This is a genomic window from Pantoea sp. UYEF8, from assembly GCF_040546285.1.
Lineage (GTDB): Bacteria > Pseudomonadota > Gammaproteobacteria > Enterobacterales > Enterobacteriaceae > Pantoea > Pantoea brenneri.
Genome location: NZ_JBEPNM010000005.1, coordinates 158,355 through 173,972, shown reverse-complemented (window position 1 = coordinate 173,972; position 15,618 = coordinate 158,355). Strand labels below are relative to the sequence as shown.

Sequence of the window (15,618 nt, the reverse complement as noted above, 5' to 3'; positions counted from 1 at the left end):
CAACACCTGCTGTGGCACCCAACTCACGATGGAAACGATCACCGATCTAATCGATAAGATTTATGCTGGCACTTTTCCCGCGGCAATGCGTACTCAGCTGCTGGCGGATATTGCGCAAGCGCGCGATGTCATCAAGCTGCCGCGTAAAGCGCACTGGGATGAGCAGGACGTGGTGCTGATCAGCTACGCCGATCAGTTTCGCGAAGCCGATAAGCCGACGCTCAGCACCTTTTCCCGTTTCTATCAGCAGCACCTGCAGTCTATTTTCCCGCTGGTGCACCTGCTGCCGTTCTTCCCCTGGTCGTCTGACGATGGCTTCTCGGTGATTGATTATCATCAGGTCGATCCGCTGTGTGGCGACTGGCAGGATGTGGCGCGGCTGCATCAGGAAACCCGGCTGATGTTTGATTTTGTCTGTAACCATATGTCGTCGCACAGCGCGTGGTTCAGACACTTTCTGGCGCAGGACCCGGGCTGGGATGACTTCTTTATCAGCATGCCGCCCGCCACCGATCTCAGCGCGGTAACCCGCCCGCGCACTTCACCGCTGCTGACGCCGTTTCAGATGGCCGATGGCGAGACCCGCTTTATCTGGACCACCTTTAGCGCCGATCAGATTGACCTCAACTTCGCCAATCCGATGGTGCTGCTGCGCATGGTCAACGTACTGCTCGACTACCTGAAGCGCGGGGCGGATTATGTGCGGCTGGATGCGGTGGGCTACATGTGGAAAACGCCCGGCACCCGCTGCATTCATCTGGAAAAGACCCATCAGCTGGTCAAACTGTTCCGCGCCATCGCCGATATTGTCGCGCCGGGCACGGTGATTATCACCGAGACCAATGTGCCGCATCAGGACAACATCAGCTATCTGGGCAACGGCCATGATGAGGCGCAGATGGTCTACCAGTTTTCACTGCCACCGCTGGTGCTGCACGGCATCCACACCGGCTCGGCGCGCGCACTGCGACAGTGGGCCAGCAGCCTCGATCTCAGCAGTAATGACACCACCTTCTTCAACTTCCTGGCGTCGCACGACGGTATCGGGCTGAATCCGGCGCGCGGCATTCTGAGCGAGGTGGAGATTGTGGCGCTGGTGCGCGATCTGGCGCTGGAGGGCGCGCTGGTCTCCTATAAAAACAACCCGGACGGCAGCACCAGCCCGTATGAAATCAACGTCACCTACCTGGATGCGTTAAACCGCGAAACCGATGATGACGCGACCCGCCTGCAGCGATTTTTACTGGCGCATGCCATTTTGCTGGCCTTCCCCGGCGTGCCGGCTATCTACATCCAGAGCATTCTCGGCTCACGCAACCACTATGATGGCGTGCGGGCGGCAGGACATAACCGGGCAATTAATCGTCAGAAGTACCCTTTAAAAGAGATTGAGGCAGCGCTGGCAGGAGGTGACTGGCTGCGCCAGCAAATCTATACCCATCTGGGTAAGCTGATTCAGCTGCGTCGTCGTCAGCCGGCGTTTCATCCCGATAACCCGATGACGCTCTACGACAGCGAAAATGCGCTGCTGGTGATGCGGCGGCATCAGCCAGAAAGCGGTGACGGACTGCTGTGCGTGTTTAATCTCGGCGGGCGTCCGGTTGAGACCCGGTTGCCGGTGGCGCATACCTTGCAGGATGTGGTGAGTGGCAGGAAGGTTGATGGCACCCAGCCGGTGAGGCTGGATGCCTGGCAGTTTATGTGGTTACGCTAATTATTTATAGACGTCAGCCGTGGCGCTGAATTTACCGTGCTCACGGCCCGCGATGACCAGGTAATATTTGCCCCCTTTCTCATCTGCAAGCTGCGACAGCACTTTTTTCGCATCCATTGGCGAGGTGGTTTCCGCCGTGGTATTGACCGTACCAATCTTCTGCAGGTTCATCTTCTTAACTTCTTCTTTGGTGACCTCTTTCGCCGCCATCGCAGAAAATGAAATCGCGCCCATCATCATTGAAGCCACAACCCATTTAAAAACCTTCATTATGTTTACCCTCATTCATGGTCCATTGTGAGATGTAAGCAGCCGCGAAACGCGTAAGGCTATATGGAACGGCATAGTCCTCCGTGACTAATCACATAAAAATGCAGCGGCCTTGCTCACGAAGAGAAGTATTGCCGCTACCGGCAAATTTGCCAGTCACCGGCGCAATTATGTCGGCAAATCGTTGATGAAATTCATAATCTGCTGACAAAACGCCTCCGGATGGGAAATAAAAGGCGCGTGGGCGGCTTTGTCTATCACCCGCGAAGGCGAAGCGGGCAGCGTCTGATCAAGGCGAGCAGCAATGCTGCGCGGCACTAAACCATCCAGTGCGCCGTACAGCCGCAGGAACGGCAGCGATATCTGCGGCAACGCGCTGCGCAGATCGACCTGCCGCAAAATATCCAGTCCGCTATCCAGCACCGCCACCGACGGCATTGGCTGCGACAGCACCACCTCTTTCAGGCGGCGCGCATCGGCCCGGGCGGTCTCTGTTCCCAGGGTTTGCAGCGCCAGAAAGCGCTCGACCGTGCGCTGAAAATCATTGCTGAGCAGCTGCTGAAAATTTTGCAGCGTGTCGGGTTTAATACCTGGCCACTCTGCATTGGCGGTAAAACAGGGAGAGGATGCCACGGTAATCAGCGCACGCAGCCGTTGCGGCGCGGTCAGCGCCAGCTGGGTTGCCACCAGACCGCCCAGCGACCAGCCTGCGACGATCGCCTGCGGAGGCAGCATCGGCAGTAACTTCTGCGCCATTTCGTCCAGCGTCAGCGCGCCAAACGCCTGGCTGCGGCCATAGCCAGGCAGATCGACCAGATGCAGGCGATAGTGCGGGCTGAGCCGCGGAATCATGCTTTGCCAGACTTCCGCATTCAGTCCCCATCCGTGCAGTAGCACAAGATCCACATTCCCTGTTCCACAGGTGTGCCAGTAAAGCGACGTCATCAGTTACTATCCCGAAAGTGATAAGGAGGTCGCTATGCTATCAATGCCTGCCCTGTGTTGGCTATGCCGGTTGCCGTTGCGAATCGCGCAACACGGCCTGTGCAGCCTCTGTTTACGTCAGCTGCCCGCCCTGCCGCGGCTCTGCCCGCGCTGCGGATTGCCAGCCGGTAACCTGCGGCTGCCCTGCGGACGCTGTCTGCTGAAGCCGCCGCCGTGGCAGGCGCTGATCTGCGTAAACAGCTACCGTCCGCCGTTCAGTCGCTGGGTTAATCAGCTCAAATTTTCTCGCGTTACCGCACTCAGGGTGATGCTGGCGCGGCTGCTTTTGCTAAGCTGGCAGGATAGCTACCGACGTGGCAACCTGCCACGCCCTGACCTGCTACTGTCGGTCCCGCTGCACCCGCGACGATGCTGGCAGCGCGGCTACAATCAAACCGATCTGCTGGCCGCGCCGCTGGCGCACTGGCTGGGTTGCGAGCGGGGGATGGGATTACATCGTCAGCGACAGGGGGCGTTACAGCATCAGTTGAACGCCCGCCAGCGCCGCAGAAACCTTCGCGGTGCCTTCCGCCTTGAAATGGCGGTGCACGGACGCCATATCGCCCTGCTGGATGACGTGGTCACCACCGGCAGCACGGTAGAAGAAATCAGTCGCCTGTTACTGGCGCAGGGAGCGGCCAGCGTGCAGATCTGGTGCCTGTGCCGTACCTTGTAGAGCGTCATTGATGGGCGTATTATAACCAACTAAATTAGTCAACTATTGAGCAATCGACATGATCCGAATTACTGATTCTGCCCAAGAGCATTTTTCCAAACTGCTATCCAAACAAGAAGATGGCACCCAGATTCGCGTATTCGTGATTAACCCGGGTACGCCAACTGCCGAATGCGGTGTCTCTTACTGCCCACCCGATGCGGTTGAAGCGACGGATACCGAGCTGAAGTTCGAAAAGCTCTCCGCCTACGTTGACGAACTGAGCGCGCCCTATCTGGAAGACGCTGAAATCGATTTCGTCACCGATAACCTCGGTTCGCAGCTGACGCTGAAAGCGCCTAACGCCAAAATGCGTAAGGTCTCTGACGATGCGCCGATGGTAGAGCGCGTTGAGTATCTGCTGCAGGCGCAGATCAACCCACAGCTGGCTGGCCACGGCGGTCGCGTGTCGCTGATGGAGATCACCGATGACGGTTACGCCATTTTGCAGTTCGGCGGCGGCTGTAATGGCTGTTCAATGATCGACGTCACCCTGAAAGATGGCATCGAGAAAGAGCTGCTGGCCGCCTTCCCGGAACTGAAAGGCGTACGCGATATCACCGAGCACCAGCGCGGTGAGCACTCGTTCTATTGATGATCACGCGCGACAGCCCGTCTGTCGCGCTGATCTGTTCAGCCAGGCTTACGCTGCTGGCTGACCGCGTTAAGCAGCTTATTCACTTCCTCGTCAGCAAACATCTCTTCCAGCGTTTTACTCAGTTTCCGCCGCCAGTTGGGGTATTGCTCAACCGTGCCCGGCACATTTACCGGCGTAGTCATCCCGAGCCAGTCCTCCGGCTGCAGGCCCAGCAGGGCGCTGTCGGTATCGGCCAGGAAGCGATGTATCGCCCGGTTCAGCGTCGGCGTCATCGCCAGCTTATCGGCTTTTTTCGGACTGCGGGCCGGTAGCGCTCCCGCCTGATGCAGCGCATCAAGCAGCGCCTGCTTCTGTTCTGCCCGCTGCTGATGCAGCGCCTTAACCGCATCACCCGGATAGAGGCCAATCTTTTCGCCCAGCGACAGATCGCCCTGCTCCCAGAACCCGGTCAGCGTTGGCAAATCATGGGTACTGGCGCTGGCAATTGACTGGCGCGGGTAGGCTGCGGGAGCGCGATAGCTGCCGTTTTTCTCCTGCTCGAACCACAGCACCTTCCATGAAAACACCCCGCTTTTACGCAGCAGGCTGACGATCTCTTTCGGTACGGTGCCAAGATCCTCCCCGATCACCATGCAGCGCAGCCGGTGGCTCTCCAGCGCCAGAATGCCGAGCAAATCATCAACCGGATAGGCCACGTAGGCACCTTTATCGGCCGTTTCCCCGGCCGGCACCCACCAGAGGCGCAGCAGCGACATCACATGGTCGATTCGTAACGCGCCGCAATCGCGCATATTGGCGCGCAGCATGTCGATAAACGGCTGATAACCTCGCGCCTGCATCACGTGCGGATCCATCGGCGGCAGGCCCCAGTACTGACCCAGCGGACCGAGGCGATCGGGCGGCGCGCCAATCGACGCCTGCAGACGATACAGCTCCGGATCGTGCCAGGTTTCAGCACTGCCTTCCGCCACGCCGACCGCCAGATCGCGATAAAGACCCACGCTCATCCCCAGCGCCTGGCTGCGCGACCAGCAGCGGGAGAACTGCTGCTGTGCCAGCCACTGCAACCACTGCCAGAAGGCAATTTCCTCTTGGTGCTGCTCGCACCAGTGCTGCACCTCCGGCAACTGGCTGTTACGCCAGCCTTCCGGCCACGCGGGCCAGCCCCAGTGCTGCGCATTGCCCGCCCGCCGCTCAAGCTGTATGCCATCATAGGCCGCCTGATAGCGCAGGCTGTCTCCGCCCTCACGGACAAAGGCAGCCCACGACTGTTTATCTTCGCTCTCTGCATCCCGCGCCTGGAAGTGTGCCCAGGCGAGGCGCAGCGCGGCCAGCTTAAGCGCCATCACCGCTTCATAATCGACCAGCTCCGCCTCACGCGCTTTGCTCAGCGCCCGCTGCGTTTTAGCGCTTTTCCACCACTTCTGCGCCGCCGGGCTCTGCTGGAAGTCGACCACCTGACCCACGTCGATATAGATAATATTCAGCCAGCGACGCGACGACGGACTGTAGGGGCTGGCAAAATCGGCGCTGGCCGGATAGAGCGCATGCAGCGGATTAAGCCCGACGAAATCGCCGCCGCGGGCCGCCAGCTGCTCCAGCAGCGTCTGCAGATCGCCGAAGTCACCGATGCCCCAGTTCTGCGCCGAACGAACCGTATAGAGCTGTACCAGTGCGCCCCAGCGCTTCTCGCCCGCTTCCAGCGCCGGCGGCAGATAGCAGCGGCGCGGCGTGATAATGATGCGGGTCTGCCACTGCTTTTTTCCCTTACTCAGCGTCAGCTGGTGATAGCCCTGCGCCAGCGGACCTGGCAACGTAAAGGATTCGCCGGCCGTCAGTTCACCGCTGAGCTGCTTGCCCTTCTCGGTCTGGAGCTGCCAGTGATAAATACCGCTGCCCTGCGGCGTGAGCTGACGTTTACCGCTGCCGCTGAAGACCGCGACCGGCGGTAAGGGTGACTTCTTTGCATCATGAGGATCGCCCATCACCGCCAGCAACGCGCGTTTGGTGTCGTCGCTGATCGCCTCTTTCTCGCCGTTAACGTTAATGTAATCCAGTGAAATACCGGCCGCACGGGCGGCCTGATCAAGTGAGTTCTGTTTCATGCTGCTCCTTAGCGTGCTGCCTGCCAGATACGTTGCTGATAATCACTAATCGCGCGATCCGAGCTGAACATGCCGGTTCGCGCGGTGTTGAGGATGGCGGCGCGGGTCCAGCTCAGCGGATCGCGCCACAGCGCTTCCACGCGTTGCTGTGCCTCGATGTAGGCCGGAAAATCTGCCAGTACCAGCCACGGGTCGCCGTTTTTGGTCAGGCTCGCCAGCATCAGGTCAAACGCCTGTTTGTCCCCGCCGCTGAATTTGCCCTTCTCCAGTGATTTGAGTAGCGCGTCGAGCCCCTTGTTCTGCTTGCGCACTTTTTTCGGGTTATACCCGGCGGCTTTCAGCGCTTTCACCTCATCAACGCGATGACCGAAGATAAAGATATTCTCCTCGCCGACCTGTTCAGCGATTTCGACATTAGCCCCGTCCAGCGTGCCGATGGTCAGCGCGCCGTTCAGCGCCAGCTTCATATTGCCGGTGCCGGACGCTTCATAACCGGCGGTGGAAATCTGCTCAGATAAGTCCGCGGCCGGGATCATCATCTCCGCCACGGTGATCCGGTAGTCGGGAATGAACACCACTTTGAGCTTGTCGCCGACCCGCGGGTCGTTGTTGACCACTTCCGCCACTTTATTGATAGCGTAAATAATATTTTTCGCGAGGTAATAGCCGGGAGCCGCCTTGGCGCCAAACAGGAAGACGCGCGGAATAAAGCGGGCATCGTCCGGGTTATCAAGCAGGGTCTGATAGCAGTGCAGGATATGCAGCAGGCTGAGATGCTGGCGTTTGTACTCATGTAACCGCTTGATCTGCACGTCGAACATCGCATCCGGGTTGACGATAATGCCGGTGTGCCGTGCGATGTAGTCGGTCAGCCGCGCTTTATTCTGCTGCTTGATGCTGCGGTAACGCTGACAAAACGCCGGATCGTCGACATAGGCTTCCAGCCCTTTGAGCGCATCAAGGTTATTGACCCACTCCACCTTCAGCGTGTCATCAATCAGGGACGCCAGCGCCGGGTTACACTGTTTTAACCAGCGGCGCGGCGTAATGCCGTTGGTGACGTTATGGAATTTCTGCGGCCACAGCTGGTAATACTCCGGAAACAGATCGGTCACCACCAGGCTGGAATGCAACGCCGCCACGCCGTTTACCGCGAAACCGCTGACCACGCAAAGGTTCGCCATGCGCACCTCACCGTCCGCCACCACCGCCAGCTTGTGCCATAGCGCTTTGTCATCCGGCCAGCGCTGCTTCACCTGCTTTTTCAGGCGCTGATTGATCTCTTTGATGATCAGCATGTGACGCGGTAGCAGGCTGCGCATCAGTTTTTCATCCCAGCGCTCCAGGGCTTCGGGCATCAGCGTGTGGTTGGTGTAGGCGAATAACCGGCTGGTGATATGCCAGGCCTGATCCCAGCTCAGTTGATGCTCGTCCAGCAACCGCCGCAGCATTTCCGGGATGGCGATGGTCGGATGGGTATCATTAAGCTGAATCACTTCGAAATCGGGCAGACTATGAATGCTGCGCCCCGCCAGATGGTGACGGCGCAGAATATCGGCCACCGCACAGGCGCACTGGAAATATTGCTGCATCAGGCGCAGGCGTTTGCCCGCCTGATGGTTGTCGTTGGGATACAGCACCTTCGTCAGTTTTGCCGCATCAATGCCGGGCTGCTCCGCCTGCAAAAACTGACCGTCGTTAAAGCGGGTCAGATCGAAAGGATGGGCGCTGGTCGCCTGCCACAAACGCAGCGGCAGCGTGGTGCCATTGCGGTAGCCGGTAACCGGCAGATCCCACGCCTCGCCGCGCAGATAAAAATCGGGCTGCCAGCGTACGCCGCCCTGCTCCAGTTTCTCCACGCTGCCGCCCATCGCCACCTCAACATCCAGTGCCGCATTGTGGCGGAACCACGGATAGCGTTCGCGCTGCCAGTCATCCGGCGCTTCAATCTGCTGTCCCTGATCGAACGACTGGCGAAACAGGCCGTACTGATAGTTGAGCCCGTGGCCGGTGGCCGACTGACCGACGGTGGCCATGGAGTCCATGTAGCAGGCCGCCAGTCGACCCAGCCCGCCGTTGCCGAGCGCCGGATCAACCTCCTGCTCCAGCAGTTCAGTTAGATCGATTTGCTGCTCAGCCAGCAGCGCTTTTACGTCGTCATACCAGCCAAGATTGAGCAGGTTATTGCCGGTCAGGCGACCGATCAGGAACTCCATCGACAGATAATTGACGTGGCGCTGCCGCTCAGAGACGCGGGGAGCCGGTTGCGCAGCCAGTAATTCCGCCAGCGCAGCGCTAATCGCCTGCCACCACTGGTGCGTGGTCATCTGTTGTGCGGAGGTGAGACCTAAGTGTTGCCATTGACGGGTTAGTGCGGCGTTGAAACGGGCTTTATTGAATTTTTGCTGCGGCATATCACTCCCTTCTGTTACGCAATGAGGTGAAGCAAAACGAGCAAGCGCACGGGCTGGCAACAGGGTGCCAGCGACGTGTTAAGTAAAGACGGGAGTGGGGAAAAAAGCGACAGCAATCAAACAAAAACGCCAGCCGGGCAGCTGGCGAGGGCGGAAATCAGCAGAGTTCGAGGTGGACCTCATGCTGCTCAATCACCTTCATCACGCTGGATGGCGGCATTTTATCGGTGTAGAGATGATCCAGCAGGTTCATGTTGCCGAGGTTAACCATCGCGTTACGGCCAAATTTAGAGTGGTCCGCAACCAGCATCACGCAGCGTGAGTTTTCAATGATGGCGCGCTTGGTACGCACTTCGTGATAGTCGAACTCCAGCAGTGAGCCATCCATATCGATTCCGCTGATGCCGAGAATGCCATAATCAAGGCGGAACTGAGAGATGAAGTCGAGCGTGGCTTCTCCCATTACCGCCCCGTCACGGGTACGCACTTCGCCACCGGCGATGATGACCCGAAAATCGGGTTTCCCCATCAGCAGCATCGCCACGTTCAGGTTGTTGGTCACCACCCGCAGATCGTTATGGTTCAGCAGCGCATGCGCCACCGCTTCTGGCGTGGTGCCGATATCAATAAACAGCGTGGCACCATCCGGGATCTGGCTGGCCACCCGCTGCGCAATCCGCGCTTTCTCCGCCGACAACATCATCTTACGATCGTGCCAGGCGGTGTTTTCAGAACTGGAGGGAAGCGCCGCGCCGCCGTGATGGCGCTGAATCTTATTTTGATCGGCCAGATCGTTCAGGTCGCGACGAATGGTCTGCGGGCTCACCTCGAAATGATCCACCAGCTCCTCAGTACTGACATATCCCTGACGTCGGACTAAATCGATAATCGCGTCATGACGTTGCGTCTGCTTCACGTTCCTCTCCTGTTTTCTCGCTTATTCCTGAAATGCCGCGACTAACGGCGCGCGATTTTTCGCGTATCGACCAGCGCCATGGCTAAGCCGACCACCAGACCGGCGACGTGCGCCGCGTTGGCGATCGCCAGACCAAACGCGCCAAACCAGCCAATCACCAGCCAGACCAGCGCGAAGCCGATCAATCCACGTTCCAGATAGATGCCGCTGTCGGGATCGCGTTCACCGCGCAGCCAGCAATAGCCCATCAGCGCATACACCACGCCCGACAGACCGCCAAACCAGATGCCGCTGAATTTGGCCTGCATCCAGCCGCTCAGCAGCGCGGAGATCAGCATAATCACGAACAGCTTGCCGCTGCCGAGCCGCTTCTCTACCGCGCCGCCCAGATACCACCACCACATCAGGTTGAACAGGATGTGCAGCAGTGAAAAGTGCAGCAGCGCATGGCTGAACCAGCGCCAGACCTCAAGATGCTGATCGGTGTCCGGCCACGCCAGCCAGGACATCACGGTGCGATCGCCGACGATCTGCATCAGGATAAACACCGCAATGCAGAGCAGCATCACCGTCATGGTCAGCGGACCGGCACGCTCGCGGATGTTGGCCCAGATGTTGCTGCGCTCATAGCGTAAGCCGCTGTCCGTTTTGCCGCTGTGCCAGCTCGCCGCCTGATAGCGCGGATGGTTAGGATCCTGCACGAACTGCTGAAGTTCGTTTTCGACCATCTCCAGCTGACTTTCATCATCCAGCATGATGACGTAGTGGCTTTCACGTTCAATACGCAGCGTGACGCCGCGCGTTGCCATGTAGTCAACAAACGCCTGCGCCATGCGCGGTTGGTTAAATTGGGTAATGCGCATCAGTAACTCTCCATGTGACGAGCGGCAATTTATTCGCTGCCGTGAGCAACCTGCTGGGGAAAAGCGGCACGCCAGGCGTCAAACCCGCCGTCAATGCTATAGGCGGCGCTGAATCCCTGGCCCAGCAGAAATTGTGCGGCGCCTTTACTGCTGTTGCCGTGATAACACATCACTAGCACCGGCAGGCTATGGTCCGCGCCGGCAACAAAGTCGCTGAGATTGCTGTTGGTCAGATGCAGTGCGCCGGCGGCGTGACCGAGGGCAAAGCTTTGTGGGTCACGGATATCGACCAGCAGGGCACCCTGCGCCAGACGGTCCTGCGCCTGCTGCACATTAATACATTCAAACGTTTCCATGGTGTCTCTCATAACATCGTCACAATGGCGCCTAGTGTAACCCGAGAATCAGCGCCTATAACCTGACAATCATTGCGGCTTTGTAATTTTTTCCCCGGCAGAATGTTAGCTATATCACGCAAAATTGTTTTTACCTGGTTAAAAGCTGGCATCAATGTTGGTTTGCGATTATGATTATGCTCGAAAACGAACATTAATGAACTATTCCGAACATCGGAGGAGATGACGTGGAAACCAAAGACCTGATCGTGATCGGCGGCGGCATCAACGGTGCCGGCATTGCAGCAGATGCTGCAGGACGCGGACTGTCGGTGCTGATGCTGGAGGCGCGGGACCTGGCTTGCGCGACCTCCTCCGCCAGTTCAAAACTGATTCATGGTGGCCTGCGTTACCTGGAGCACTACGAGTTTCGTCTGGTGAGTGAAGCGCTGGCCGAACGTGAAGTGCTGCTGAAAATGGCCCCGCATATCGCTTTCCCGATGCGCTTCCGCCTGCCGCACCGCCCGCATCTGCGTCCGGCGTGGATGATCCGTACCGGCCTGTTTATGTATGACCATCTGGGTAAACGAACCAGTCTGCCAGGCAGTAAGAGCTTGCGTTTTGGCGCGGATTCGGCCCTGAAGCCAGAAATCACGCGCGGATTCGAATACTCCGACTGCTGGGTAGATGATGCCCGCATGGTGGTGCTGAATGCGCAGGAAGTGGTGAAGCGTGGCGGTGAAGTGCGTACCCGTACCCGCGTCACCCGCGCCTGGCGTGAAGGCGGCCTGTGGATGGTCGAAGCGGAAGATGTCGACAGCGGCAAAACCTACACCTGGCGCGCTAAAGGCCTGGTCAACGCGGCAGGCCCGTGGGTTAAACAGCTGTTCGACGACAGCCTGAAGTTAAAATCGCCGTATGGCATTCGCCTGATCAAAGGCAGCCACATCGTGGTGCCGCGCGTGCATACCGAGAAGCAGGCTTACATTCTGCAGAACGAAGATAACCGTATCGTGTTTGTTATCCCGTGGATGGATGAATTCTCCATCATCGGCACCACTGACGTGGAGTACAAAGGCGATCCGAAAAACGTTCACATCGACGACAGCGAGACCGACTACCTGCTGAAAGTGTTCAATGGCCACTTTAAAAAGCAGCTGACCACGGACGATATTGTCTGGTCATACTCCGGTGTGCGTCCGCTGTGTGATGACGAATCCGATTCACCGCAGGCGATTACCCGTGATTACACGCTGGATGTGCGTGACGATAACGGCCAGGCACCGCTGCTGTCGGTGTTCGGCGGCAAGCTGACCACCTACCGTAAGCTGGCGGAACATGCGCTGGAGAAACTGGCGAAGTACTACCCGAATGCCGGTCCGGCCTGGACGAAGAACTGCGTGCTGCCGGGCGGTAATATCTCCGGTACCCGTGAAGATTACGCCGCCAGCCTGCGTCGCCGTTATCCGTTCATTAGCGAAAATATGGCGCGCCACTTCGCCCGTACCTACGGCAGCAACACCGAAACGCTGTTAGCCGGCGCGAAGAGTCTGGACGATCTGGGTGAGAATTTTGGTCATGAGTTTTACGAGGCCGAATTACGTTACCTGGTACAGCATGAATGGGTGCGTGAAGTTGACGATGCCATCTGGCGCCGTACCAAGCAGGGCATGTGGCTGAGCAAAGAGCAGCAGGCCCGTGTGGCAGAATGGCTGGCGCAGAAAGCCAAACCCACGCTGTCACTGGCGTCATAATCAGGCAACACGGAAAAAAGCAGGCTCCGGCCTGCTTTTTTTAACTGCCGCAACCGGGTTACGGCAACAGGCTTTCGCGGTAAGCGTCAGTCGCGAATTGTCACGTCAGTGCTGAGGTTATTTAACGGTAATATAACTGTCATGCGGTCACCGCTATTAAGCCGCATTAGCAGAAGATCTCCTTTTTATTAAATTTTTATTAATCCTGTCAGATTCACGCCAATATTAACCCCGATCAATATTTATTCATTTAATTTCTGAATTACCGCCTAAACTCAATCTTTCATGTTTCGGTTATCCCGGCCACGCCGTGCTCATCGTTAATTAAAATCTAACGTTCGCGTGTTTTGCTTAATTGAACCATGCAACCAGAAAGTTCAGACTTCTCTCAGCAAAAACGACATATCCGTTATTTTAATCAGGAGGTTGAAATGAACACAGGCCAAACGCCTGCCCGGGAATGGAACACACGCCGCAGTGAGAAAGCGCGGCGTCTGGCATCCTTCCCTGTTGATGGCAAAGTCATTCCTACTGAAAGAGCTGTTGAAGCATTTGAAAAATTGATTGCGCCCGGTGACCGGGTCGTGCTGGAAGGTAATAACCAGAAACAGGCAGATTTTTTATCGCGTACCCTGGCGGAAGTTAATCCAGCCAAAGTCCACGACCTGCATATGATTATGCCGAGCGTCGGCCGCAGCGAACATCTTGATATTTTCGAGAAAGGTATCGCCCGCAAACTCGATTTTTCTTTTTCCGGCCCGCAAAGCCTGCGTATTTCCCAGCTGTTAGAAGATGGACAACTGGAAATAGGCGCGATTCACACCTATATCGAACTCTATTCCCGCCTCTACGTTGATCTGAGCCCGAACGTCGCGCTGATTGCCGGTTATAAAGCTGACCGTAAAGGCAATCTGTATACCGGCCCAAGCACCGAAGATACGCCGGCACTGGTAGAAGCTGCCGCGTTTCGTGACGGTATCGTGATTGCTCAGGTGAATGAACTGGTCGATGACGAAACCGACCTGCCACGCGTCGACATCCCCGGTTCCTGGATCGACTATATCGTGGTGGCGGACAAACCTTTCTTCATCGAACCGCTGTTTACCCGCGACCCACGCCTGATCAAACAGGAACATATCCTGATGGCGATGATGGCGATCAAAGGGATCTACGCTGAACACCAGGTGCAGTCGCTTAACCACGGCATTGGTTTTAACACCGCCGCGATTGAACTGCTGCTGCCAACCTACGGTGAACAACTCGGCCTGAAAGGCAAAATCTGTAAGCACTGGACGCTGAACCCGCATCCGACGCTGATCCCGGCGATTGAGAGCGGCTGGGTTGAGAGCGTGCACTGCTTCGGCGGTGAGCTGGGCATGGAAGAGTACATTCGCGCCCGCCCCGATATCTTCTTCACCGGCAGCGACGGCTCTATGCGCTCTAACCGCGCCTTCTGTCAGCTGGCAGGCCAGTACGCGGTTGATATGTTTATCGGCGCAACCTTACAGGTTGATGGGCTGGCGAACTCCTCTACCGTGACCCGCGGTCGCCTTTCCGGCTTCGGCGGGGCGCCTAACATGGGCCACGATCCGCACGGCCGCCGCCATGCTTCGCCCGCCTGGCTCAATATGATCACCGAGCCAGATCCGATGCAGCGCGGTAAAAAACTGGTGGTTCAGATGGTTGAAACCTTCCAGGCCGGTGCAAAACCTACCTTCGTTGAAACGCTGGATGCGGTAGAGGTCGCAAAATCGACCGGCATGCCGCTGGCACCGGTGATGATTTATGGCGATGACGTTACCCACGTGCTGACCGAAGAAGGTATTGCCTATCTCTATCGGGCAGAAAGTCTTGAAGAGCGCCGCGCCATGGTCGCTGCGGTGGCCGGGATTACCGATATCGGTCTTGGCGTTGATGCGGCACGCGTAGCAGCCCTGCGTAAAAGCGGCAAAGTCGTCTATCCGGAAGACATGGGCATCCGTCGTTCAGATGCGACCCGCTCGCTGCTCGCCGCCAGCAGTGTCTCAGACCTGGTTGAATGGTCGGGCGGTCTTTATAACCCACCGGCAAAATTCCGGAGCTGGTAATGAAACTCCTGTCGCAGACTCAACCCGAGGCGCAGGCCAGCCTGCTGGCGATCACAGCGCGCGATTGTCTGACCGATGAAGCGCGGCTGAGTCCCAAGCCGGGTCTGGTCGACAGTCGGGGAAACGGGGCGCATCAGGACCTGACGCTGGCCCTGATGGAGCGTTCCGCCGAAAGCCTGGTGCCAACCTTCCTGGCGCTGGCCCGTCAGAGCTGGATGCGGCCAGCCGACATCGCCCTGCGCGAAACGGTGGGTCGTCTGGGACGTGAGGGCGAGCGGCAGATGATGGCGGCCACCGGCGGCGTGAATACCCATCGTGGTGCTATCTGGGCGCTGGGTCTGCTGGTCAGCGCGGCCGCAATGCACGGCGGACACGCCACGGCTGCCAGCCTGACGCAGACAGCCGCAATGCTGGCAAGCCTGCCCGATCGGGCGGCACCGAAAGTGTTCAGCAAGGGGCTGAAAGCGAGTCACCGCTATCAGGTACCCGGCGCACGTGAGGAGGCGCAACAGGCTTTTCCTCACGTGATGCAGCTGGCGCTGCCGCAGTTATTGCGCAGCCGGGCAGCCGGTGCCAGCGAAAGCGAAGCCCGTCTGGATGCGCTGATGGCGATCATGACCTCACTCAGCGATACCTGCGTGCTGTCACGCGCCGGCATGACCGGACTGGAAACCATGCAGCGCGGTGCCCGCGCGGTGCTGCTGGCCGGTGGCTGCGGTACCGCTGAAGGTCAGGCCGCCCTCGCCCGTCTGGATCGCCGCATGCTGGCACTGAACGCATCCCCAGGCGGTGCCGCCGATTTGCTGGCCGCTACGCTGTTTGTCGACAGGGTATGTCCGGCCACCAACCACTCTTTTAATTAG

Annotated in this window: 13 protein-coding genes; 6 read left to right on the top strand and 7 right to left on the bottom strand. The window is 58.1% G+C overall.

The window, feature by feature from the left end; translation table 11 throughout:
* The first annotated feature begins 28 nt into the window (after positions 1–28).
* Positions 29–1,714 carry a sugar phosphorylase gene (locus tag ABIB18_RS12230; RefSeq protein ID WP_069729419.1) on the top strand — a complete coding sequence of 562 codons (1,686 nt, stop codon included), beginning with the start codon at positions 29–31 and terminating at the stop codon, positions 1,712–1,714.
* On the opposite strand, the gene ABIB18_RS12225 is transcribed toward ABIB18_RS12230, so the two are convergent.
* On the bottom strand, positions 1,715–1,984 hold the full coding sequence (locus ABIB18_RS12225) for a YdgH/BhsA/McbA-like domain containing protein (RefSeq protein ID WP_031375651.1): 270 nt from the start codon (positions 1,982–1,984) through the stop codon (positions 1,715–1,717). It lies immediately after the preceding gene.
* Positions 1,985–2,152: 168 nt separating this feature from the next.
* Positions 2,153–2,929 (bottom strand): pimeloyl-ACP methyl ester esterase BioH, encoded by a 777-nt coding sequence (gene bioH, locus ABIB18_RS12220; protein WP_354474208.1) that lies wholly within the window; start codon positions 2,927–2,929, stop codon positions 2,153–2,155.
* A 34-nt stretch (positions 2,930–2,963) separates the two neighbouring features.
* On the opposite strand from bioH, the gene gntX reads away from it, so the two are divergent.
* Complete coding sequence (gntX, locus tag ABIB18_RS12215; protein ID WP_031375649.1) at positions 2,964–3,644, top strand: DNA utilization protein GntX; 681 nt, start codon at positions 2,964–2,966, stop codon at positions 3,642–3,644.
* A 58-nt stretch (positions 3,645–3,702) separates the two neighbouring features.
* Positions 3,703–4,278 carry a Fe-S biogenesis protein NfuA gene (gene nfuA / locus ABIB18_RS12210; RefSeq protein WP_031375648.1) on the top strand — a complete coding sequence of 192 codons (576 nt, stop codon included), beginning with the start codon at positions 3,703–3,705 and terminating at the stop codon, positions 4,276–4,278.
* A 38-nt stretch (positions 4,279–4,316) separates the two neighbouring features.
* On the opposite strand, the gene malQ is transcribed toward nfuA, so the two are convergent.
* From malQ to glpE, 5 genes are all read right to left on the bottom strand, one after another.
* Entirely contained in the window at positions 4,317–6,386 is a 2,070-nt protein-coding gene (malQ, locus tag ABIB18_RS12205) for a 4-alpha-glucanotransferase (RefSeq protein ID WP_354474207.1), read from the bottom strand.
* A gap of 8 nt (positions 6,387–6,394) precedes the next feature.
* Complete coding sequence (gene malP, locus ABIB18_RS12200; protein ID WP_354474206.1) at positions 6,395–8,800, bottom strand: maltodextrin phosphorylase; 2,406 nt, start codon at positions 8,798–8,800, stop codon at positions 6,395–6,397.
* 157 nt (positions 8,801–8,957) lie between these two features.
* Positions 8,958–9,716, bottom strand: coding sequence for a DeoR/GlpR family transcriptional regulator (locus tag ABIB18_RS12195; RefSeq protein ID WP_354474205.1), 759 nt, complete (start codon positions 9,714–9,716; stop codon positions 8,958–8,960).
* A gap of 41 nt (positions 9,717–9,757) precedes the next feature.
* Positions 9,758–10,579: a rhomboid family intramembrane serine protease GlpG gene (gene glpG / locus ABIB18_RS12190; RefSeq protein ID WP_031375644.1), complete on the bottom strand. Its 822-nt coding sequence runs from the start codon at positions 10,577–10,579 to the stop codon at positions 9,758–9,760.
* Positions 10,580–10,608: 29 nt separating this feature from the next.
* Positions 10,609–10,935 (bottom strand): thiosulfate sulfurtransferase GlpE, encoded by a 327-nt coding sequence (gene glpE, locus ABIB18_RS12185; RefSeq protein WP_069729423.1) that lies wholly within the window; start codon positions 10,933–10,935, stop codon positions 10,609–10,611.
* Positions 10,936–11,162: 227 nt separating this feature from the next.
* Here glpE and glpD point away from each other — a divergent pair, with 227 nt between their 5' ends.
* The 3 genes from glpD to ABIB18_RS12170 all read left to right on the top strand — a co-directional run bounded on the left by glpD (position 11,163) and on the right by ABIB18_RS12170 (position 15,618).
* A complete protein-coding gene (gene glpD, locus ABIB18_RS12180) occupies positions 11,163–12,668 on the top strand; it encodes a glycerol-3-phosphate dehydrogenase (protein WP_031375642.1) in 1,506 nt (501 codons plus the stop codon).
* A gap of 431 nt (positions 12,669–13,099) precedes the next feature.
* Positions 13,100–14,755 carry a malonate decarboxylase subunit alpha gene (mdcA, locus tag ABIB18_RS12175; protein ID WP_031375641.1) on the top strand — a complete coding sequence of 552 codons (1,656 nt, stop codon included), beginning with the start codon at positions 13,100–13,102 and terminating at the stop codon, positions 14,753–14,755.
* Positions 14,755–15,618 (top strand): triphosphoribosyl-dephospho-CoA synthase, encoded by an 864-nt coding sequence (locus ABIB18_RS12170; protein WP_354474204.1) that lies wholly within the window; start codon positions 14,755–14,757, stop codon positions 15,616–15,618. Before mdcA ends, ABIB18_RS12170 begins: the two co-directional genes overlap by 1 nt.

Excerpts from the sequence above, each read along its gene's own strand:
- ABIB18_RS12230 (WP_069729419.1), top strand. The coding sequence starts at position 29 with ATGGAAACGATCACCGATCTAATCGATAAGATTTATGCTGGCACTTTT.
- ABIB18_RS12225 (WP_031375651.1), bottom strand. The coding sequence starts at position 1,984 with ATGAAGGTTTTTAAATGGGTTGTGGCTTCAATGATGATGGGCGCGATT.
- bioH (WP_354474208.1), bottom strand. The coding sequence starts at position 2,929 with ATGACGTCGCTTTACTGGCACACCTGTGGAACAGGGAATGTGGATCTT.
- gntX (WP_031375649.1), top strand. The coding sequence starts at position 2,964 with ATGCTATCAATGCCTGCCCTGTGTTGGCTATGCCGGTTGCCGTTGCGA.
- nfuA (WP_031375648.1), top strand. The coding sequence starts at position 3,703 with ATGATCCGAATTACTGATTCTGCCCAAGAGCATTTTTCCAAACTGCTA.
- malQ (WP_354474207.1), bottom strand. The coding sequence starts at position 6,386 with ATGAAACAGAACTCACTTGATCAGGCCGCCCGTGCGGCCGGTATTTCA.
- malP (WP_354474206.1), bottom strand. The coding sequence starts at position 8,800 with ATGCCGCAGCAAAAATTCAATAAAGCCCGTTTCAACGCCGCACTAACC.
- glpG (WP_031375644.1), bottom strand. The coding sequence starts at position 10,579 with ATGCGCATTACCCAATTTAACCAACCGCGCATGGCGCAGGCGTTTGTT.
- glpE (WP_069729423.1), bottom strand. The coding sequence starts at position 10,935 with ATGGAAACGTTTGAATGTATTAATGTGCAGCAGGCGCAGGACCGTCTG.
- mdcA (WP_031375641.1), top strand. The coding sequence starts at position 13,100 with ATGAACACAGGCCAAACGCCTGCCCGGGAATGGAACACACGCCGCAGT.
- ABIB18_RS12170 (WP_354474204.1), top strand. The coding sequence starts at position 14,755 with ATGAAACTCCTGTCGCAGACTCAACCCGAGGCGCAGGCCAGCCTGCTG.